Consider the following 20,320-nt stretch of genomic DNA (forward strand, 5'->3'; position numbering starts at 1 on the left):
CCGCTCAGCGGCTGACGCCGGGTGCCCGCGCTCGTGGACGACGTTCTCTCGTCGACCGAGCCGTCCTCGACCGAGGTCGGGCGCCGTCATGCGCGGTGTGTCGAGTGCGCGGGTCAGCCGCGCGCGGGATCCGGGCTCGGCGTGCCCGTGGTGGGCGCCGGTGTGCTGCGGACCGCGCCCGTGCAGAACGTGAGGGCCACCGTCGAGCGCTGGGCGACGTCTCCGGGAGCGACCGACTGCTGGCTCACCGGGGATCCGTCTGCTCGGCTGCAGGACGGGTCGCGACGGGTGGTGACGACGAGATCCGACGCCTCGAGGAGCTTCTGCGCGTCCACGAGCGGCTGGCCGAGCACGTCGGGCAGGGCGACCTTGCCGTTGGACAGGATGAGCTTGACCGCGGAGCCCTGGTCGACCTGCTGGGAGGAAGCCGGCTCCGTCTGCATGACCACGCCGTCGGGGACCGTCGGCGACGACTGGCGGACCACCTCGCCCACCTTGAGCCCCGCCGCCTCGAGGCTGGCGGTGGCGGCGCCCTCGTCGAGGTTCATGACGTTCGGGACCTGGACCTCCGGCGGGCCGGAGGAGACGAAGACGTCGATCTCGGTCTTGGCGGCGACGTTCTCGCCCGGGTCCGGGTTGGTGCGCAGCACGATGCCCTCGGCCACCGATGTGCTGGCCTCCTCGCGTTCGAGGGGGACGAGGTCGGCCTCCTCGAGGGCCGCGGCCGCGCTCGCGTAGGTCGAACCCGCGACGTCGGGGACGGTGGGGCTGATGTCGGGCGGCGCGATGTTGCTGAGGCTGGTGACCCAGATGACGACGGCGATGAGGATCACGACGACCACGGTGACGCCGGCCCAGATCCACGGGACCGGCGGGCGGCTCTGGGTTCGGACGGTGCGGTCGTCGTCGACGCCGAGCTGACGGAGCGCCTGCTGGGAGGAGGAGGGGCCGGCGGGGGCTCCGAAGAGCGTGGCACCCACGTCGTTGGTCGGCGCCTCGCGGGGAGCGAGCGTGCCCGCCGCGGCGCGATCGAGGTCGGTGCGGAAGTCGCCCGCCGTCTGGAACCGCGCGTAGCGGTCCTTCGCCATGGCGTGCAGGACGACCTGGTCGAGCGGGGGGGAGACGGCGTCCTGCACGGTGCTCGGCGCGACGGGCGTCTCGCTGACGTGCTGGTACGCGACGGCGACGGCCGTGTCGGCGCGGAAGGGCGCCTGGCCGGTGAGCATCTCGAAGAGGACGACGCCGGCGGAGTAGAGGTCGGTGCGCGCGTCCACCGACTCGCCCTTGGCCTGCTCGGGGGAGAAGTAGCGGGCGGTGCCGAGGATGGCCGTGGTCTGCGCGATGGTGGCCGAGGTGTCGGACACCGCTCGCGCGATTCCGAAGTCCATGACCTTCACCTGGCCCGTGGGCGTGACCATGATGTTGCCGGGCTTGATGTCGCGGTGGACGACGCCCGCGCGGTGCGAGTACTCAAGGGCGGTGAGCACCTGGCCCATGACGCGGACGGCCTCGTCCGGATCGAGCGGGCCGTCGGTGATGACGTCCTTGAGGAGGCGTCCCTCGACCCGCTCCATGACGATGAAGGGGACCGTGTGCGACGCGCCGTCCTGGTCGGTGACGACGTCCTCGCCCGCGTCGAAGACCCGCACGATGGTGGGGTGCGACATGCGCGCGGCCGCCTGGGCCTCCTGGCGGAAGCGGCTGCGGAAGGCGGGATCCTCGGCGAGGCCGCGGCGGAGCACCTTCACGGCGACACGGCGACCGAGACGGGAGTCGACGCCCTCGAAGACGTCGGCCATGCCCCCGCGACCCAGCAGCGCCCCGACCTCGTAGCGGCCGCCCAGCACACGCGTGTCGGTCACGGACTGCCTCTCGTCGGGATCGGGAATCGAACGGGGATGAGCTTACCGGGGGTCCGCTGGGGATCCGGGCGGCACCGCGATGCACGGACGGGGGCGGGCGACCGCCGCCGTCCGCCCCCTCGGACAGGGCCGGTCAGGGGTTCCTGTGGGAGCTGGAGACGAGCGAGCGCTCGTCCGTGCGACCCGGTGCGGGCGTCGGCGCCATGCCGGTGGTGCCGCCGTTGCCGCCGCCCGTGCCGCCCGTACCGCCGGTCCCACCGCCTGTGCCGCCCCCGCCCGTGCCGGTGCCGCCGGGGGCGGCCTCGACGGTGACGGTCACGGTGCTGCTGTACGGCGACTCGTTGGTGCCGCAGATGGCGAGGTACTTGACGGTGAACGTGCCCGGGTTGGTGCCCACCTTGATCTCACCCGACGTGGTCTGCGCGTTCGTCGGGTTCGTGCTGCCGCCCCAGGTGCCGGTGGCGCCCTGCGAGACGGAGTCCGCCTGGACCTGGTACCCGTTGAGCGTCTGGCCGGCGGGGCAGGAGTAGGCGGGCCAGGAGATGTCCACCGTCTGGCCGGCGCGCACGTCCGTCGGGGTGACCGTGGGCGTGCCGGGTGCCGCGGTGGGCAGCGTGGGCGGTCCGTATGCCGTGATCTGGATCGTGGCGCCCTTCGCGACGGTGCCGGTGGGGGTGATCGCGGTGACGCGACCCTCCTCCTCGCCGGACGGCGCGGCGCTGCCCGTGACGACGGTGACCTTGAGGCCGAGGGCGGTGAGCTCGGCCGTGACCGTCTTCTGGTCGCGGCCGATGTAGTCGTCGCGGTTCACGTCCACCGTGCTCGCCGTGGGTGACGGGGTGGGGGACGGGCTCGGGGAGGGGCTCGCGCTCGGCGTGGCGGTGGTCTCGACCGGCCCCGGCATCGCATCGTCCTTGCGCTGACCCGCCGTGAGGGCGATGGCCCCCGCCACGATGGCGCCGATCACGAGGATCGCGACGACGACGAAGATCCAGATGGCGCGCTTGCGGGCGCGCGGCTCCTCGGGCTCCTCGTCGTCCGCGTCCTCCAGGAGGAAGGGGTCGGCTGCGCCGGCGCGCGGCCCGGACGATGACAGGACCGTGGTCGCGCCCGTGTCGGCGGCGCGGCGGCCGGACGGCATGAGCTGCGTGGCCTGCGTGGGCGCGCCCGGATCCGCCAGGGCGGGGGCACCCGCGACGGCCGCGACCGCGATGGTGGCGGTGGCGACGTCGCCGCGGCGGAGCGCCTGCGCGGCGCGCGCGAGGTGCGCGGCGCTCTGCGGACGGTCGGCCGGCTTCTTGGCGATGCACGACATCACGAGGTTGCGCACGGGCTCCGCGACGGTGACCGGCAGCTCGGGCGGCAGCTCGTTGATCTGCGCCATGGCGATGGCGACCTGCGACTCGCCCGTGAAGGGACGGCGGCCCGCCAGGCACTCGTACGCGACGATGCCCATCGAGTAGACGTCGGTCGACGGCGACGCCGGGTGCCCGCTCGCCTGCTCGGGGGAGAGGTACTGCACGGTGCCCATGACCTGGCCCGTGGCGGTGAGCGGCACCTGGTCGGCGATGCGCGCGATGCCGAAGTCGGTGATCTTCACGCGGCCGTCGGGGGTGATGAGCAGGTTGCCCGGCTTGATGTCGCGGTGGACGAGCCCGGCCTGGTGCGCGGCGTGGAGCGCCAGCGCGGTCTGGGCGATGATGTCGAGCACCTTGTCGGTGGACAGCACGCGCTCGCGCTCGAGGATGGTGGAGAGCGCCTCGCCGGGCACCAGCTCCATCACGAGGAAGGCGCTGCCGTCCTCCTCGCCGTAGTCGAAGACGTTGGCGATGCCCTCGTGGTTGACGAGCGCGGCGTGGCGGGCCTCGGCGCGGAAGCGCTCGAGGAACCCGGGGTCACCGAGGTACTCGTCCTTGAGGATCTTGATCGCGACCTTGCGCCCGATGACGAGGTCGGTGGCCTCCCACACCTCGCCCATCCCGCCGATGGCGATGCGATCGCCCAGCTGGTAACGCCCTCCGAAGGTCAGTCCGCTCGTGGGTCTCATCTGTCCAGCACCGCCTCAATCACTTTCTTCGCCACGGGGGCGGCGAGGGTGTTCCCCGAGCCCGATCGTCCTCGTCCGCCGCCGTCCTCGACCAGGACCGCGACCGCCACCTGCGGGTCCGCCGCCGGCGCGAAGCCGGTGAACCACAGCGTGTACGGGTCGTCGCTGCCGTTCTGGGCGGTGCCCGTCTTGCCGGCCACGTCGACGCCACTGATTCTCGCATTCGACGCGACGCCGCTCTGGACGTCGTCGATCATCATCCGGGTCATGGTGTCGGCGGTCTCCTTCGAGATCGGGTCGGCGAAGCGGCTGGGGGAGAAGCCGGAGAGCTCGCTCAGGTCGGGGTTGAGGACGCTGTCGACGACGGACGGCTTCATGACCTCGCCGCCGTTCGCGATCCCGGCGGTGACCATGGCGGTCTGCAGTGGGGTCGCGCGCACGTCGAGCTGCCCGAACGCGGACTGCGCGGTCTGGGCGTCGTCGAGGTCGGGGGAGAAGACGCTCTTGGCGCTCGCCATGGGCACGTCGATCGACTTGCCGTAGCCGAACGCCTCGGCCATCTTCGCGATCCGCTCGGAGCCGAGCGCGATGCCGAGCTGCGCGAACGGGATGTTGCAGCTGAGGCGCAGCGCGGTCGCGATGCTGACCTCGGCCTCGGGGCCGCACGCGCCCTCGCCGGCGTTGGTGATGACCGTGCCGGTGCCGGGGAGCGTGAACGTCGGCGGGTTGGGCAGCAGCGAGTCGGGCGTGTACTGGCCGGACTCGATGGCGGCGGCGGCGGTGATGAGCTTGAACGTGGATCCGGGCGGGTTGAGGCTGTTCACCGCGCGGTTGATGAGCGGGTTGGACTTGTCCGCGAGGAGCGACGAGTAGCTCTGCTGCACGGCCGCGCGATCGTGCGACGCCAGCGTGTTCGGGTCGTAGCCGGGCTTCGACACCATCGCGAGGATGCGGCCGGTCTTCGGCTCGATCGCGACCACGGATCCCTGCAGCGACCCGAGCGCGTCGTACGCCGCCTGCTGCACCTTCGGGTCGATGGTGAGCTCGACCGACGCGCCCTTCGGGTCCTGCCCGGTGAAGGTGCGCGTGAGGCTGTCGAAGAACTGCGTGCCGCTCGTGCCGCTGAGGACGTCGTTCATGGAGTCCTCGAGCCCGGTGGATCCCTGGCCGAGCGTGTAGTAGCCGGTGACCGCGCTGTAGAGGTCGGGCTGCGTGTAGGTGCGGAGGAACTTGTAGCGGTCGTCGACCGGGACGGAGGAGGCGATGGGCGTGCCGTCGACGAGGATCGAGCCGCGCTCGGCCGAGTAGCTGGCGATGATCGTGCGGCTGTTGCGCGGATCCGCCTGCAGCGTGGGCGCCGAGATGACCTGGATGACCGACGCCGCGACGAACAGGGCCACGAACATGGCCAGGACGAACACGGAGACCCGCTTGAGCTCGCGGTTCACGACTCGACCACCAATCGGGGCTGGTTGCGGACGGTGTCGGAGAGGCGGAGGAGCAGGGCCGCGATGATCCAGTTGGCCAGCAGCGAGGATCCGCCCGCCGCCATGAACGGCGTCGTCAGTCCCGTGAGCGGGATGACGCGGGTGACGCCGCCGATGACGATGAAGACCTGCAGCGCGATGACGAAGGAGAGGCCGATGCCGAGCAGCTTGCCGAAGTCGTCCTGGCCCGCGAAGCCGATGCGGAAGCCGCGGGAGACGAGCAGCAGGTAGAGGGCGAGGATCGCGAAGACGCCCGTGAGCCCGAGCTCCTCGCCGAGGCTCGCGAGGATGAAGTCGCTGTTGGCGAGGGGCGTGAGGTTGGGCATCCCCTCGCCGAGCCCGCGCCCGAACAGGCCGCCGTCCGCCATGCCGAACAGGCCGGTGACGAGCTGGTAGCTGCCGCCGTTCGCGTCGTACACGGCCGGGTCGAACGGGTTCAGCCACGCATCGACTCGGCCGCCGACGTAGCCGAGGGTGCTCGCGCCGTACGCGCCGCCGAGGAACAGGACGAGGCCGAGCACGACCCAGCCGATGCGGCCCGTGCTCACGTAGGTCATGACGATGAACAGGCCGAAGTAGAGCAGCGAGGTGCCGAGGTCGCGCTGGAAGACGAGCACGCTCATCGACACGGCCCAGACGAGCAGGATCGGGCCGAGGTCGCGGATGCGCGGGAAGCGCATCCCGAGGACCTTGACGCCCACCATCGACAGGCTGTCCCGGGCGGTGACGAGGTAGCCCGCGAAGAAGATCGCCAGGCAGATCTTCGCGATCTCACCGGGCTGGAACGAGAAGCCGCCGATGTGGATCCAGACGCGGGCGCCGTTGATGTTCTGGCCGAGGACCGGGAGCATCGGCAGGAGCAGCAGGATCAGGCCGACGAACATGGCGATGTAGCGGTAGCGCTGCAGCACGCGGTGGTTCTTGAGCAGCACGATGACCGCGAGACCGCACACGATGGCGAGGCCCGACCAGACGATCTGCCGCACGGCCACGCTGTCCCAGCCGGAGAGCCCCGCGGCGAGGTCGAGACGGTAGATGGCGGCGATCCCGAGGCCGTTGAGCACGGTCGCGATGGGGAGGATGAACGGATCCGCGTCGGGCGCCAGCCAGCGCAGCGCCACGTGCATGCCGAGCACGAGGACCGCGAGGCCGGTGGCGGGGATGAAGAAGCTCTGGTCGAACGCGCCGAGCACGCCGAGCTGCACGAGGTACAGGGCGCCGCCGTTGATGACGGAGGCGAGCACGACCAGTGCGAGCTCGAGGTTCCTGAGGCGTCGGGGCACGTGGATCCGCGGCACCTTGGGCGCGCGCTCGCGGGGGCGCGCCGGCGCGTCCGCTACGCCCGCGCTAGCCACCGGCGGCCTCCTGCAGCCGGTTGACGATCTCCTCGGCGCCCGCGAGCGAGTCGGCGTTGATGGTCTGCTCCACCTGCTGGCGGTAGAAGGGCTGGAGGTCGTCGACCTGCACCTCGGTGCGCGCGTAGACGTGCGAGAGCTCGATCGGGCCGATGGTCTGCTGCACGCCGTTGTAGACCGCGACGACGCCGTCGGACTCGCCCACGTAGTAGCGGGACTGGGTCCAGCGGTAGCCGAGGACGCACGCGAGGACGAGGCCCGCGAGGATCAGCGCGACGCCCACCAGCCACGTGACGCGGCGGCGGAGGGCGCGGCGCTTGTCCTCCGCGATGAGGGCCTCGAGGTACTGGTCCGACTCCGGCTCGAACTGCGCGTCGCGCGCGGCCGTGGTGGCGCGCAGCGGGTGCAGCAGCAGCGACGGGATGCGGACGGCGCGCTTCGCGGGCTCGTCGCCGAACGCGAGGGGCTGCGACGCGGATCCCACGACGACCGGCTCCGGCGCGGGGCGGGATGCGGCGGTCTCGTCGTCCTCGTCGAGCACGTCGACCACCACGACCGTGACGTTGTCGGGGGCGCCGTGGTCGAGCGACTCCTTGACGAGCGCGTCGGCGACGGTGTCGGGCGTGCCCGCGGTCGCGAGGATCTCGGTGATCCGCTCCTCGGACACGTAGCTGCTGAGGCCGTCCGAGCAGAGCAGCCAGCGGTCGCCCGTGTGCGTGTCGAGCACCTGGGTGTCGACCTCGGGCGCCGCGTCGACGTCGCCGAGCACGCGCATCAGGACGGAGCGGCGGGGGTGGACGAGCGCCTCCTCCGGCGTGATGCGGCCGCTGTCGACGAGGCGCTGCACGAAGGTGTGGTCGGCGGAGATCTGGCTGAGCTCGCCGCGGCGGAAGAGGTAGATGCGCGAGTCGCCGATGTGGGCGATGGCGACGTGCCGGCCGACGCGGGCGAGCGCGCTGACGGTGGTGCCCATCCCGGTGAGCTCGGAGTGCTCGAACACGGTCTCGGCGAGGAGCTGGTTGGCCGCGACGAGGCCGGCCTGCAGCGCGAACTCGGCGTCGTGCGCGGACGCGTACGGCTTGTCGGCCTCGATGATCCGCGTGAGGGCGACCGCGGAGGCGACGTCGCCGCCCGCGTGCCCGCCCATGCCGTCGGCGACGACGAAGAGGTCCCGCCCCGCGTAGCCCGAGTCCTGGTTGTTCGACCGGACCTTGCCCACGTGGGAGACGGCAGCGGCCTGCGTCACTGTCGCCACGCCGCTACCGCCTGAGCTCGAAGCTGGTCGCGCCGATGCGGATCGGCGTGTCGAGCGGCACCTGCGTCGGCACGCTCACGCGCTTGCCGTCGAGGAAGGTGCCGTTGGTCGAGTCGAGGTCCTGGATCATCCACTCGTCGTTCCAGAGCAGCAGGCGCGCGTGGTGGGTGGACGTGTAGTCGTCGCGGATCACGAGGCCCGACTCGCTCGAGCGGCCGATGGTGAGCGGCTCGGTGCCGAGCGGGATCTCGGTGCCGGCCTTGGCGCCCGACGTGATGACGAGGTGGCGGGCGGTGGATGTGGTGGCCTTCGCGCGGGACGGGACGGCGCCGGAGTTGGCGCCGGACGGCATCGACGAGATGGGCGGCGGCTGCACCCCGGGCTGCGGGGACCTCGGCGGTGCGGCGGCGGCCGAGGCGTACGGGGACTGCGGGAACGGGGATCCGCCGGCCGAGCCCGTCTCCTCACGGAGCTTCCGCACGCGCTGGCCGAACAGGTCGGAGCGCAGCGCGTAGACGATGCCGAAGATGAAGAGCCACAGCACCGCGAGGAACGCGAGGCGGAGGACGAGGAGGGTCAGCTCGGTCACGACGCTCCCCAGAACCCGTCGTCGTGGCGCTGGCCCCGGGTTCCGCGTCCGCCGCGCTCCTCGGTGGCCTGCGGCACGACGCGGAAGGTGATGGCGGTGCGGCCGATGCGTATGACGGACTCGGGCGGGAGCGGCGCCTTGGTGACGGGCGCGCCGTTCAGCTCGGAGCCGTTCGTGGAGCCGAGGTCGCGGACCTGGGCGCGCGATCCGTCCCACGCGATCTCGACGTGGCGGCGCGAGGTGCCGGGATCGTCGACCGTGATGTCGGCATCGCTGCCGCGGCCGATGACGGTGCGGCCCACGGGGAGCGGGTGGCGGGTGCCGGCGACGTCGACCACGGGCATCCACGTGACGCTGCCCTCGGCCGTGCGGCTGTCGATCTCGAGCACGCCCTCGGAGACGGCGTCGTCCTCGCGGAAGCCCACCTGCACGACGCCGGCGAACTGGTAGCCCTGCGACGACGCGTGCTTCTCGACCGCCTGGCGCAGCTGGTCGGTGAGCGCGGTGCCGATGCTCGCCATGCGCTCCGCGTCGGCCCGGGAGACCCGGAGGGTGAAGGAGTTGGGCACGAGGATGAGGTCGCGGTCGACGACCGCGGCGTGGGTGTCGAGCTCGCGGCGGAGCTGCGCGGCGATCTCGACGGGCTGCAGGCCGGACTTGAAGGTCTTCACGAAGGCGCCGTTGACGGCGCGCTCGAGGCCCTTCTCGAAGTTGTCCAGGATTCCCACGTGTGATCCGTCCTCGCGCGGTCCTTCCGCGGATGAATAGGGAGATCGTAGCCAACTCGCGAGGCGCCGCCCTGGACACCGGCCACGTGGCGGGTGCGCGACGGCCGCTCGCGGGGCCGTCCGGCGGGCCGGGGAGTCGCCCGTCCGGCCTCGCCGCGGCGCGGGATCGGCCTCGGGGCGTGATAATGTCGTCCGGTTGGCGCGAGTGGCGGAATTGGTAGACGCGCACGGTTCAGGTCCGTGTGTCCGTGAGGACGTGGGGGTTCAAGTCCCCCCTCGCGCACCAGCACGAGAGGCCCCCGGGATCACCCGGGGGCCTCTTCGCGTCTCCGTCGCGGCGTCGACGGGAGCGGTCCTCCGGGCCCAGCCGATCGGCGGGTGCTCTCAGCCGATGGGCGGACCGATCGGATCCCCAGGCGGATGCTCCGGCGCACCCGCGCTCCGCACACTGGGGACGTGACGCACCCGACGCTCGCCCCCGCCGCCCGACCGCTCCACGCCGACCCCGCCGATCGACCGCCGACGCACGGCGCCTCCGGGCCCGCCGACGCCACCGCACCGGGTGCTCGCGGTGCGCTCCGCGCCGTCGGCCGCGCCGTGGGCCGCCACCCGCTCGCGATCGCCGCGGTGCTCGGCGGCAGCGCGTGGATCGGGCTCATGGCGGGCCTCGGCGAGCTCGCGCATCCGGCTGCCACCGCGATCGGCATCGCCGTCACCGTGATGGTGCTGGCCTGGTCCGAGAGCCGCATCGGGATCCTCCGCACCGCGCTCGTCGCCGCGCTCGGCTCGCTGGCGCCCGTCGCCGTCGCCTCCCTCCTCCTCGCCGCGGGCGTCGCGCTCGGCGACCTCTACTCGCAGCTCGACGCGGCCGACCGGCTGTGGGCGCCGTCCGTCGTGCTCGTCGCGGTGGCCGCCGCCGCCAGCCGCGGGCTCGCGCCGGCCCATCGCGACGGCCTCCGCGCAGCTGTCCTCGCGGCCGTCCTCGCGGGGCTGCTCGCGGGGGGCCACGGCGTCGACCTCACGCGCGGCGTGGCGCTCCTCATCGGGCTCGGGCTCGGGCGGATCCTCGTGCCGCTCTCCGCTCGTCCTGCCTGGCACGACCGGGCGGCGTCGAGCGCCCGCGTGGTCGCCGCCACCGTGCTCGGCACGGTCACGCTGAGCTGGTGGATCGCCGCCGTCTCGGGCGACGCGATCGGCGTGCTGAGCGCCATGGGCTCGCTGCTCGATCCCGGCCCCACGGTCGCGGTGCTGTGCGTGCTCATCGTCGCCGTCGCGCTCCTCCTGCGCGGCCGTCGGCTCGGCCTCGTGCTCGGGATCGCCGCGCTGCTGCTCGTCACCGGGCTGCTCGGCTGGTACTACACGGTCATCCCGCTCGCCGAGGACTGGTTCGCGTTCCCGATCGACTCCTGGGGCGACGTCGAGCTGCCCCTGCTGGTGCTGACCACCTGGCTCGTGCCTGCGGCGGCGCTCGTCGTGCTCGTGGTGCGGCGGCGCTCGTTCGCAGCACGCGCGGTCGCCGACGGGCGCTCGGCGGGGCGCGACCGCGTCCTCGCGCAGCTGATGCGCTCGGACGCCGGATCCCTCGGCTTCATGGGCACGTGGACGGGCAGCAGCCACTGGTTCGCCGGCGACGACGGCGACCCGGCCGTCCGCGGCGCCGTCGCCTACCGCTCGGCCCACGGTGTGGCGCTGACGGTCTCGGATCCACTCGCCTCGGCGGACGACGCGCCCGCGACGATCCGCGCCTTCGCCCGGCACTGCTCGGCCCGAGGCCTCGTGCCGGCCTTCTACAGCATCCACTCGCGCCACCTGCCGGTCTTCGCCGAGCTCGGCTGGAGCGTGACACCTGTCGCGGAGGAGGCCGTGATCGACCTCCCCGGCTTCTCCACCTCGGGCAAGCGCCGCCAGGACCTCCGGACGGCGACCAACCGCGCCGCGCGTGACGGGATCGACGCGCTGTGGGGGACCTATCGCGGCCTGCCCGACGACCTCCGCGCCGCCGTCGACGCGCTGAGCGGCGACTGGGCCGACGCGAAGGCGCTGCCCGAGATGGGCTTCACGCTCGGCGGACTGCGCGAGCTCGACGACCCCGAGGTCCGGATGCTGCTCGCGGTCGACGCCGCCGGCCGCGTGCACGGCGTCACCAGCTGGCTGCCGGTCTTCCGCGACGGACGCCTCGTCGGCCGCACGCTCGACGTGATGCGCCGCGGCGCCGACCCCATGCCCGGCGTGATGGAGTTCCTCATCGTGACCGCCGCGCGCGCCTTCCAGGAGGAGGGGCTCGAGACGCTCAGCCTCTCCGGCACGCCGCTCGCGGGCGTCGGCGCGACACGGCCGGCTGGCGCGGTGGATCGGGTCGTGGCGCGCCTGCTCCAGGCGACCGGCCGCGTGCTCGAGCCGTCCTACGGCTTCACCTCGCTGCTGCGCTTCAAGGCCAAGTTCGATCCGCGCTACGAGACGCTCTGGCTCGCCTGCCCCACGGCGGCGGACCTCGCGCCGATCGGTCGCGCGCTGACGGCGGCGTACGTGCCGACCCTGCGGATCCGCCAGCTCGCGGGCGCGCTGCGGGCGGCACGGGACGCGGCCCGTGCCGGGCGTCGCCTGCGCCGGACGGCCAGGCGCGCGGCACGGGACGCTAGCCTCGGCCACGCGGGGGACCGCGGCGCCGCGACAGGCGGCGGCGGCGGATCCACCGGCGGGAGGCGGGGCGCGTGATCGAGGGACCTGGCGCGGGGGACGGCACCCCCGAGGCGGGACCCGTCGTGAGCGTGGTCGTGGTCGACGACGAGTCGCTCGTGCGCTCCGGCATCGCGATGGTGCTCGGCGCCAGCCCGCGCATCGCCGTCCGCGCGGCCGTCTCGAGCGACACGGCCGTCGCGACAGTGCGGGAGCACGCGCCCGACGTGGTGCTCCTCGACATCCGGATGCCCGCGCCCGACGGGCTCGCGATCCTCGCCGAGCTCATGGGCGAGCCCCGGCCGCCCGCCGTCGCCATGCTCACGACCTTCGACACCGACGACCAGGTGCTCGAGGCCCTGCACCGCGGGGCGTCGGGCTTCCTGCTCAAGGACACGGATCCCGAGCAGCTCGCCCGGCACGTGCTCACGCTCGCGTCCGGCGGCATCGTGCTCGCGCCCGGCCTCCGGCCCGGCCGGCTCTTCCGCTCGCTCGAGGACGACGCGGCCCGGGCGCGCGTCGCCCGGCTCGGGGACCGCGAGACGATGGTGCTGAAGGCGCTCGCGCGCGGCCTGTCCAACGCGGAGATCGTCGCGGAGTGCGGGCTCACGCTCGGCACGGTGAAGGAGACGGTCAGCTCGATCGTCCAGGCGCTCGGCGTCGGCACGCGCGTGGAGGCGGCCGTCGTCGCCGACCGCGCCGGCCTCGTGCCCCGCGGGTGAGCGGGCGATGCGCGTGAGCGGGGCCGACGCGGTGACCGGGGCCGGCGCCGACCGGATCCGCGCGGCGCTCGTCGACCTCCTCGTGGCCGGCATCGCCACCGCGGCCTCGTACACGTTCCTCGCCCACGCGGAGTCGCCGTGGGACGCGGTCGCCGGCGTCGTCGCGTGCCTCGGGCTGCTGCTGCGCCGGCGCTGGCCGTGGCTCAGCTTCCTCGCCGCCATGCCGGCCTTCTACATCGGGATCGCGTACGTGCCGCTCGTGGTCGCCCTCTTCGACCTCGGCCTCTCGCGCGCCGCGCGCTGGCGGGTGGGCGTCGCGAGCGGCGTGTCCGTCCTCGCGTACCTGCTGCCCATCACGCCGCCCGAGGACCTGCAGTCGGTGGTCGAGCCGCTCGTGGATGCGACCCTCTACACGGTCGGACCCGCGCTGCTCGGCGCGTTCCTCCGGGAGCGGCGGACGGCGGCGGCGCAGCTGCGCGAGCTGCGGGAGGCGCAGACGCTCGGGCAGCGGCAGGCCGCCGAGGTCGCGCTCGCCCGGGAGCGCGCCGTGCTGGCCCGCGAGATGCACGACGTGGTGTCGCACCAGGTCAGCCTCATCGCCGTGCAGGCCGGCGCCCTGCAGGTGGGCGCGGCCGACGAGCGCTCGCGGGAGGCCGCGCGCACGATCCGCGGGCTCAGCACGGTGACGCTCGAGGAGCTGCGCGGCATGGTCGAGGTGCTCCGCGCGGCGGGTGGCGAGCGGCGGGAGCTCGCGCCGCAGCCGACGCTCGCGGACGTGCCGACGCTCGTGGCGGCCAGCGGGATCCGCGCGACGACCGACATCGACCTCCCCGCGGACCTGCCCGCGGCCGCCCAGCGCGCCGTGTACCGCACGGTGCAGGAGGGCCTCACCAACGCACGGAAGCACGCGACCGGCGCGGCCGTCCGGATCACCGGGCGGCTGGACGCGGGCCACGTGCTGCTCGAGGTGGAGGCGGGCCGCGCGACGCTCCCGCTGCTCGACCTGCCGAGCGGGCGTCACGGGCTCACCGGCCTGCGCGAGCGCGCCCAGCTGCTCGGCGGGAGCCTCGAGGCCGAGACGCGGCCCGACGGATCCCACCTGCTGCGGCTGCGATTCCCGCTCTGAGGCGGGTCGGCGGGTCGGCGCCCGCGCGGGTCAGCGGCCGGCTGTCGAGGAGGCGACCGCGGCGGGCTCGGCGTCGGTCGCGGGCTCCGGGCCGGGCCAGATGGTCCACGCGATCGCCCAGAGCGTGCAGATGCCGAGGAGGACCGTGAGGCGGGCGATCCAGTCCTCGAGCGCCTGGGTGCGCGCGGCGTCGCCGACGAACGCGATGGCGGCGAGCAGCAGGGCGCAGGCGATCGCGTAGGCGACCACGGTGAGGATCCAGAGCCGCCACTCGTGGCGCACCTTGGCGCGGCCGGTGGCGGGCGGACGCACGGGCGCGGGGCCGCCGGCGAAGCGGTGGGCGAAGCGCACGTCGAGCCAGCGGACCATCGAGTGGCCGAACGCGACGGATCCGCCGAGGTAGGCGGCGGCGACGCCGTGGGTCCAGTCGGCGGTGGCCCCGCCGCGGAGGTCGACGGTGACGGCGACGAGCAGCACGAGATCCACGACGGGCACGCACGCGAGGAGCGCGGCGCCGAGGCGCGGGCGGCGGAGCACGTAGCGGACGGCGAGGCCGGCGGCGAGCACGGCCCAGAAGCCGATCTCGCAGGCGATGATGACGGCGACGATCATGCGGCGACCCCCCCGGCGCTCGGCTGGTCTCCACCGTATCGACGCGGCGCCCGGCGGCGACGCCCCAGATGCGGGGCGCCGGCCGAGCGGCGGATCAGCCCTGCCGCGCCTTGTTCCGCGGGTTCTGCTTGTTGATGACGAAGACGCGGCCGCGGCGGCGCACGACCTGCGCGCCGGGGAGCTTCTTCAGGGCCTTGATCGAGTTGCGCACCTTCATGGGGATGGTCCTTTCACGAGAACGATTCTCAATAGACTAGCGCCATGCCCGCTCGCGACCACCTCCCGCTCCCCGTGTACCCGCAGCCGCCGTCGGGCGTCGTCCTCGTGGTGGGCGAGGGATCCGGCCTGCGCTCCGTGCTGCGGGACGCCGTCGACGACATCGCCGGGACGCTGCTCGTGCTGCCGCCGGAGGAGGCGGATCCGGTCGAGCCCATCGCGCGGTTCCTCGACGACCTCGCGGGGCGCGGGCCGGGCGTCGAGGCCGTGGTGGGGATCCCCGCGACCGCCGACGCGCGCGCGACCGGCATGCAGCTCGACCTGCTGCTGCGCCGCGAGCACGAGCTGCAGCGGGCGTTCGGCGGGGCGGGATCCGGCTTCGGGCTCCGCCACGTCGTCTCGGTCGTGCCCGCCGATCGGCTCCACGCCATCGCCTTCGGCCGGGTGGAGGACGCGTTCGACGAGGCGGAGACGCTCGCCGACCTCGTCGAGTACGCGACCGTGGTGGTGCTGACCGGCATGGCGCGCGTGCCGCTGGAGTCGCGCGGCACGCTGCTCGCGCTCGTGCGCCGGCTCGCGCCGCGCGCGGCCGTGCTCGACGCGCGCCGTCCCCTCGCGCTCGACCGGCTGCCGCGCTGGGGCGACGTGGCGGGGCTCGCGGCCTCGGCGGGCTGGATGCGCGAGCTCACCGCGGCGGGCGTCGCGTCGCGTCCCGCCGACATCGACCGGCTGGAGGGGCCCGTGGGATCCGTCGTCGTGAGCGACCCGCGGCCGCTGCACCCCGAGCGGCTCGCGCTCGCCGTGGAGGAGGAGCTGCGGCCCGACCGCGCGGGCCTCGTGCTGCGATCCAAGGGCTTCGTGTCGCTGGCGTCGCGGCCCGGCGAGGTGGGCGGGTGGTCGAGCGTGGGATCCATGCTGACGCTCCAGCCGACCGGGATCGACCCGTGGCAGGAGGGCGCGCCGCACGGTACTGAGATCGCGTTCTTCGGCGTGGGGCTGCGGCCGGCCGTGCTGCGGCGGGCGATCGGGCGGGCCGTGCTGACGGGGGAGGAGCTCGCGGCGGGGCCGGCGGCGTGGGTCGGGTACGCGGATCCGTTCCCGCGGGTGGACACGGGCTGACGGCGCCGCCCGGGCGGCGTCTGCTCCCGCGGCGGCGCCGGCCCACGTGCGGCGCGCCCGGAGTCCCGCGACCGTGACGGTCAGCCGAGAGCGGATGCGGGCGCCTGGTCACTGCTCGGCGCCCGGCGTTCAGTGGGGAGGTGAAGCAGAACCGCACCGCGGCGGGTACGACCCGCACGACCCGCACGACGAACCGCACCGCGAAGGACCGCACCGCTGACGACCGCACCGCCGACGACCGGCCCGCCGCCGAGGATCCGGCCATCGTCCCGGAGCCCGCGCCGGGCCCGGAGCCCGAGGATGCGCTCCGCGTCGCCCGCGAGTCCTTCGGCTGGGACGCGCTGCACGACGGACAGGTGCGCACGATCGGTCCGCTCGTCCGCGGCCGCGACGCGCTCGTCGTGATGCCCACGGGCTACGGCAAGTCCGCGATCTACCAGGTCGCGACCGTGCTGATGGAGGGCCTCACCGTGGTCGTCTCGCCGCTCATCGCGCTGCAGGCGGACCAGGTGCAGAACCTCGAGGACGCGCCCGCGGCGCCGCCCGCGCGCGTGATCAACAGCACGATCCGCGGGGCGGCGCTCGAGGAGGCGTGGGCGACCGTCGAGGAGCCGGGCGCCCGGATCGTGTTCCTCACGCCCGAGCAGCTGGCGCGCGACGAGGTCGTCGCGCGGTTGGTGGCGCGCGGGGTGTCGCTCGTGGTGATCGACGAGGCGCACTGCGTGGCGTCGTGGGGCCACGACTTCCGGCCCGACTACCTGGGGCTCGGCGGCGTGATCGACGCGCTCGGGCACCCGCCGACCGTCGCGATGACCGCGACCGGATCCACGCCCATCCGCACGGAGGTCGAGGAGCGGCTGGGGCTGCGCGACCCGTTCGTGCTCTCCAGCGGCTTCGACCGGCCGAACATCCGGCTCGAGGTGCGGCGGCACACCGAGGAGGCCGAGAAGCGGCGCGCGATCGTCGCGCACGTCGTCGAGCAGACGCAGCCGGGCCTCGTCTACGTGGCGACGCGCAAGGACGCCGAGGACTACGCGGACGAGATCCGCGCGGCCGGCCTCCGCGTCGACGCGTACCACGCGGGCCTGCCGCCCACCGAGCGCGAGCGCGTGCAGACCGCGTTCCACGAGGACGACGTGGACGTCGTCGTCGCCACGAGCGCGTTCGGCATGGGCATCGACAAGCCGACCGTGCGGTACGTGATCCACGCGGCGCCGCCCGAGTCGGTGGACGCGTACTACCAGGAGGTCGGGCGCGCGGGCCGCGACGGGGAGCCGGCCGTGGGGATCCTGCACTACCGCGCCGAGGACCTCGGCCTCCGCCGCTTCTTCACGGCGCGCACGCCCCGGCCGGCGAGCCTCCGCGACGTGTACGCGGCGGTCGCGGTGGCGGGCGTCGATGGTCCGGTGCGGCCGGCCGCGGTCGCCGAGCGCGCGGGCATGTCGGCGCGCACCGTGGGCGGCGTGCTGAACCTGCTCGTGGACGCCGGCGTGCTGGGATCCGACCGCGACGGCGCGTTCGTGCGCGAGGAGCTGGATCCGCGCGAGGCCGCCGCCCGCGGCAAGCACGTCGCGCAGGAGCGCGAGCGCATCGAGGTCTCGCGGCTCGACATGATGCGCGGCTACGCCGAGACGCCGCAGTGCCGCCGCCAGTACCTGCTCGGCTACTTCGGCGAGGAGTCGCCGGAGCGCTGCGGGAACTGCGACGCGTGCGACCGGCTCGGTGCGGAGGACGCGCACGACGAGGCGATGGGGACGGGCGCTGCCGATCCCGCCGCTGCCGCCGCCTCGGACGAGGCGTTCCCCGCGCAGTCGCGGGTCACCCACGCCGAGTGGGGGCCGGGCACGGTGATGAGCACGGAGGAGGACCGGATCACCGTCTTCTTCGAGAGCGAGGGGTACCGCGTGCTGTCGCGGAAGCTCGTGGAGGAGGGGTCGCTGCTGCAGCAGGCGTGAGCGGGGGCGTCTGCGAGGGTGGCCCCATGCACCTCTCCTTCCTGCACCGCAGCCGCTGGATCACCTACGGCGCCGCGATCGCCATCGGGCTCGCGGGCGTCGCCGGGCTGGTGGTCGGGAACCCGCGAGGGTGGATCCCGGTCGGGATGGCCGTGCTCGCCGCGCTGTTCCAGCGGCTCGTCTCCCGGGACGCGCGGCGGGCGCCGGAGGCCGGCACGGATCCGCGCGACACCATCGGCTGACCGGGTGGACTAGCCGCGGAACGTCGATGCAGATGCATGCAGTTCTCCGTTGGCCTACGTTGTCAATCAGCGGGACGAGCCCTTCGGGTGGGACGTCCTCGCGCAGCGTCGGCCTCTCGGGGGAGAGGGTCCGACCGCCCGGCCCTCCGTGCACGGAGGCCGGGCCACACCCTCTTCCGCGAGGTCGCGGTCGCGGCAGGCGCCGTGGCCGCGATCCGCTCGCACGGACCGCGCGCTCCCGTCGACCCCTTCCGGCCGCGCCCGTGCGCGGGTAGCGTCGCCCGGACGCGCCCGTCGACCCTGGAGGACCCCATCACCGCACTCGCGCTCATCGCCCTCCCGACCTTCGACGCACCCACGATGGAGGACTTCGGCGGCCCGGGCGGCCCCGGCGGCCCGCTGGTCGGGCTCGTGCTCGGCGGCCTGGTATCGCTGCTGCTCCCGCTCGCGGCCGTCGTGCTCGGCATCGTCATCGCGGTGTCGGTCGTGCGCACTCGACGGGCGACGGAGCGCATCGAGAAGCGGCTGGATGCGCTGGAGCGTTCGTCGCGCGATGCGTCGACGGCCGGCCGCGGGGCGGCGGACGCCCGTCCGGACACGACGCGGCGCTAGCCGCGGGAGCGCTCGCCGCGCCGCCGGGCCCGCTCCGCCGCATCCGCCATGGCCTCCGCGTGCCCGGTCTTGGCGCGGCCGATCGCGGCGTCGTCGTCGCGGCGGATCGCGATGCCCTCGGCCACCTGTGCGCGCAGTGCCCGGATCGAGTCGCGGAACGTGGGCGCGAAGTCCGCGTGCTCCTCGTCGCGCTCCTCCTCGCCCTCGGGGTACCGCCGCAGCTGGGCGGACGCGTCCTCGGTCGACGAGCCCTCGGCCGGCGGACGCTCGAGGTGGGCGAGGCAGAGGCGGGCGACCTCGTCGGCGTGGTCGTGCATCACCGAGTGCGCGGCGCCGGGGATCTCCCACAGCCGCGCCCGCGGCAGCAGCCGTCCCATCTCCTCCACCCACGCGCGCGGGACGACGGCGTCGTGCTCCCCGCGGATCACGAGGGCGCTCGCGCGGATGCCGGGCAGGCGCGCCTCGATCGGGAACGACATCATGCGCGGCAGCACGCGGAGGAACCAGCGCACGCCGCACACGAGGTAGGCGCGGATGGCGAGCACCTGGATCCGGCGGGGCTCGTGCAGCGACGACCGCAGGAACCGCACGGCGGCCACCGGCACGGAGCGCGCCGCCGGATCCACCACCGGGCTGATCATGACGAGCGTGGTGATCCCGGGGCGCCTGGCCGCGAGATCCGACACCATCTGCGTGCCCATGGAGTGGCCGACGAGCACCGGGTCGTCGAGGCCGAGCTCGTCGATCGCGGCGCCGACGAGGTCGGCGTACTCGCGGATCGCGAGCGCCCGCCCGGGGTGGCGCACGCCCGCGAACCCCGGCAGGTCGAGGGCGTGAACGGTGCCGTGCCCGTCGAGGCGCGGCGCGAGGCGCTCGAAGTAGTCGGAGCTCACGCCGATGCCGGGCACGAGCACGAACGCCCGGCCGTCGGGGCTCCCGAGGGTGCTGATCCGCACGGTGAGGCCGCGGTGCACGAGGCGCGTGACGCGGACGGTCGTGGCGGGGCGGCCGTGCTCGGTCATGCGGTGCCTCCTGCGGCGGACGGGTCGTCGGGTGCGATCCGCGAGGCGTCCACGCTAGGGCACGGCGCCTGCGCGCCAGCCGGCCCGGCCCGGCCCGCGGCTAGGCCCCCGCGTCCCCGCCCGACACGCACAGGCAGAACGGGTGCCCCGCCGGATCCGCGTACACGTCGAAGCGGTCGACCGCGGTCGGGTCGGCCGCGGGCTGGAGCAGACGGCCGCCGAGGGCGAGCACGCGCTCGCGGCCCGCGTCGAGGTCGTCGACGTAGAAGTCCAGGTGGATCTGCTGCTGCTGCCGCGGGCCCTCGCCCGGCCACACGGGCGGCACGAAGTCGGGGGCGAGCTGGATCCCGATCCGCCACTCGCCGTCGACGCGGACGCTGTGCCAGTCGTCCTCCGCGTGCACCTCGCCCTCGAGGAGCCCGGCCCAGAAGGCGCTCTCCGCGGCCAGGTCAGGTGCGTCGAGCACCACGATCGTCTGCCGGATCCTCATGCGCGGTCCTTCTCTCGTCGTCGAGCGGGTGCTGCCAGCCTGGCACCGGCGTCCGACACCGACCAGGATCCGCCGCCCGCCCCCCTGGGATCCGGACCCCGACCACCGGTAGGTTTGACGACACGGCGCGTCTCGCGCCGGAACACCCTGCGGGCATCGTGGCTCAGCCGTCGTACGCGACGGCGGGAGCGTGCGGTGGCCACAG

Annotated in this window: 18 protein-coding genes and 1 tRNA gene; 8 read left to right on the forward strand and 11 right to left on the reverse strand. The window is 74.1% G+C overall.

The window, feature by feature from the left end; all coding sequences use genetic code 11:
* Positions 1-113: 113 nt before the first annotated feature.
* The 7 genes from pknB to NL142_RS00120 form a co-directional block, all read right to left on the reverse strand.
* Positions 114-1,862: a Stk1 family PASTA domain-containing Ser/Thr kinase gene (pknB, locus tag NL142_RS00090; RefSeq protein WP_435080448.1), complete on the reverse strand. Its 1,749-nt coding sequence runs from the start codon at positions 1,860-1,862 to the stop codon at positions 114-116.
* 133 nt (positions 1,863-1,995) lie between these two features.
* Entirely contained in the window at positions 1,996-3,909 is a 1,914-nt protein-coding gene (locus tag NL142_RS00095) for a protein kinase domain-containing protein (protein WP_435080449.1), read from the reverse strand.
* Positions 3,906-5,357 carry a peptidoglycan D,D-transpeptidase FtsI family protein gene (locus NL142_RS00100; RefSeq protein WP_194683994.1) on the reverse strand — a complete coding sequence of 484 codons (1,452 nt, stop codon included), beginning with the start codon at positions 5,355-5,357 and terminating at the stop codon, positions 3,906-3,908. Before NL142_RS00100 ends, NL142_RS00095 begins: the two co-directional genes overlap by 4 nt.
* Positions 5,354-6,679, reverse strand: coding sequence for an FtsW/RodA/SpoVE family cell cycle protein (locus NL142_RS00105; RefSeq protein WP_435080450.1), 1,326 nt, complete (start codon positions 6,677-6,679; stop codon positions 5,354-5,356). Before NL142_RS00105 ends, NL142_RS00100 begins: the two co-directional genes overlap by 4 nt.
* 64 nt (positions 6,680-6,743) lie before the next feature.
* Positions 6,744-8,006, reverse strand: a complete 1,263-nt coding sequence (locus NL142_RS00110; RefSeq protein ID WP_104235744.1) for a PP2C family protein-serine/threonine phosphatase — start codon at positions 8,004-8,006, stop codon at positions 6,744-6,746.
* Between the two features lie 4 nt (positions 8,007-8,010).
* Positions 8,011-8,595 carry an FHA domain-containing protein FhaB/FipA gene (locus tag NL142_RS00115; RefSeq protein WP_043583617.1) on the reverse strand — a complete coding sequence of 195 codons (585 nt, stop codon included), beginning with the start codon at positions 8,593-8,595 and terminating at the stop codon, positions 8,011-8,013.
* On the reverse strand, positions 8,592-9,323 hold the full coding sequence (locus tag NL142_RS00120; RefSeq protein ID WP_011931240.1) for an FHA domain-containing protein: 732 nt from the start codon (positions 9,321-9,323) through the stop codon (positions 8,592-8,594). The genes NL142_RS00115 and NL142_RS00120 overlap by 4 nt, the downstream gene beginning before the upstream one ends.
* A gap of 199 nt (positions 9,324-9,522) precedes the next feature.
* Here NL142_RS00120 and NL142_RS00125 point away from each other — a divergent pair.
* From NL142_RS00125 to NL142_RS00140, 4 genes are all read left to right on the forward strand, one after another.
* A tRNA-Leu gene (locus NL142_RS00125) sits at positions 9,523-9,609 on the forward strand.
* Positions 9,610-9,779: 170 nt separating this feature from the next.
* Positions 9,780-12,038, forward strand: coding sequence for a bifunctional lysylphosphatidylglycerol flippase/synthetase MprF (locus NL142_RS00130; protein WP_435080451.1), 2,259 nt, complete (start codon positions 9,780-9,782; stop codon positions 12,036-12,038).
* On the forward strand, positions 12,035-12,721 hold the full coding sequence (locus tag NL142_RS00135) for a response regulator (protein WP_435080452.1): 687 nt from the start codon (positions 12,035-12,037) through the stop codon (positions 12,719-12,721). Before NL142_RS00130 ends, NL142_RS00135 begins: the two co-directional genes overlap by 4 nt.
* A 7-nt stretch (positions 12,722-12,728) precedes the next feature.
* Complete coding sequence (locus tag NL142_RS00140) at positions 12,729-13,847, forward strand: sensor histidine kinase (protein ID WP_435080453.1); 1,119 nt, start codon at positions 12,729-12,731, stop codon at positions 13,845-13,847.
* 30 nt (positions 13,848-13,877) lie between these two features.
* Here the strand turns inward: NL142_RS00140 and NL142_RS00145 are convergent, their stop codons facing one another.
* Both NL142_RS00145 and ykgO read right to left on the reverse strand, forming a co-directional pair.
* Positions 13,878-14,459, reverse strand: a complete 582-nt coding sequence (locus NL142_RS00145; protein ID WP_435080454.1) for a hypothetical protein — start codon at positions 14,457-14,459, stop codon at positions 13,878-13,880.
* Positions 14,460-14,553: 94 nt separating this feature from the next.
* Positions 14,554-14,676, reverse strand: a complete 123-nt coding sequence (gene ykgO / locus NL142_RS00150) for a type B 50S ribosomal protein L36 (RefSeq protein WP_011931244.1) — start codon at positions 14,674-14,676, stop codon at positions 14,554-14,556.
* Positions 14,677-14,720: 44 nt separating this feature from the next.
* On the opposite strand from ykgO, the gene NL142_RS00155 reads away from it, so the two are divergent.
* The 4 genes from NL142_RS00155 (at position 14,721) to NL142_RS00170 (ending at position 18,603) form a co-directional block, all read left to right on the forward strand.
* Positions 14,721-15,794, forward strand: a complete 1,074-nt coding sequence (locus NL142_RS00155) for a GTP-binding protein (RefSeq protein ID WP_435080455.1) — start codon at positions 14,721-14,723, stop codon at positions 15,792-15,794.
* 140 nt (positions 15,795-15,934) lie between these two features.
* Positions 15,935-17,749 (forward strand): RecQ family ATP-dependent DNA helicase, encoded by a 1,815-nt coding sequence (locus NL142_RS00160; protein ID WP_435080456.1) that lies wholly within the window; start codon positions 15,935-15,937, stop codon positions 17,747-17,749.
* A 26-nt stretch (positions 17,750-17,775) separates the two neighbouring features.
* Positions 17,776-17,991, forward strand: a complete 216-nt coding sequence (locus tag NL142_RS00165) for a hypothetical protein (protein WP_435080457.1) — start codon at positions 17,776-17,778, stop codon at positions 17,989-17,991.
* A 204-nt stretch (positions 17,992-18,195) separates the two neighbouring features.
* Complete coding sequence (locus NL142_RS00170; RefSeq protein ID WP_435080458.1) at positions 18,196-18,603, forward strand: hypothetical protein; 408 nt, start codon at positions 18,196-18,198, stop codon at positions 18,601-18,603.
* Here NL142_RS00170 and NL142_RS00175 read toward each other — a convergent pair.
* Both NL142_RS00175 and NL142_RS00180 read right to left on the reverse strand, forming a co-directional pair.
* Positions 18,600-19,625 (reverse strand): alpha/beta fold hydrolase, encoded by a 1,026-nt coding sequence (locus NL142_RS00175; RefSeq protein ID WP_435080459.1) that lies wholly within the window; start codon positions 19,623-19,625, stop codon positions 18,600-18,602. The genes NL142_RS00170 and NL142_RS00175 overlap by 4 nt on opposite strands.
* 100 nt (positions 19,626-19,725) lie before the next feature.
* Complete coding sequence (locus NL142_RS00180) at positions 19,726-20,115, reverse strand: VOC family protein (protein WP_435080460.1); 390 nt, start codon at positions 20,113-20,115, stop codon at positions 19,726-19,728.
* Positions 20,116-20,320: the final 205 nt, after the last annotated feature.

It is taken from the genome of Clavibacter quasicaliforniensis (assembly GCF_051201715.1).
Classification (GTDB): Bacteria; Actinomycetota; Actinomycetes; order Actinomycetales; family Microbacteriaceae; genus Clavibacter; species Clavibacter seminis.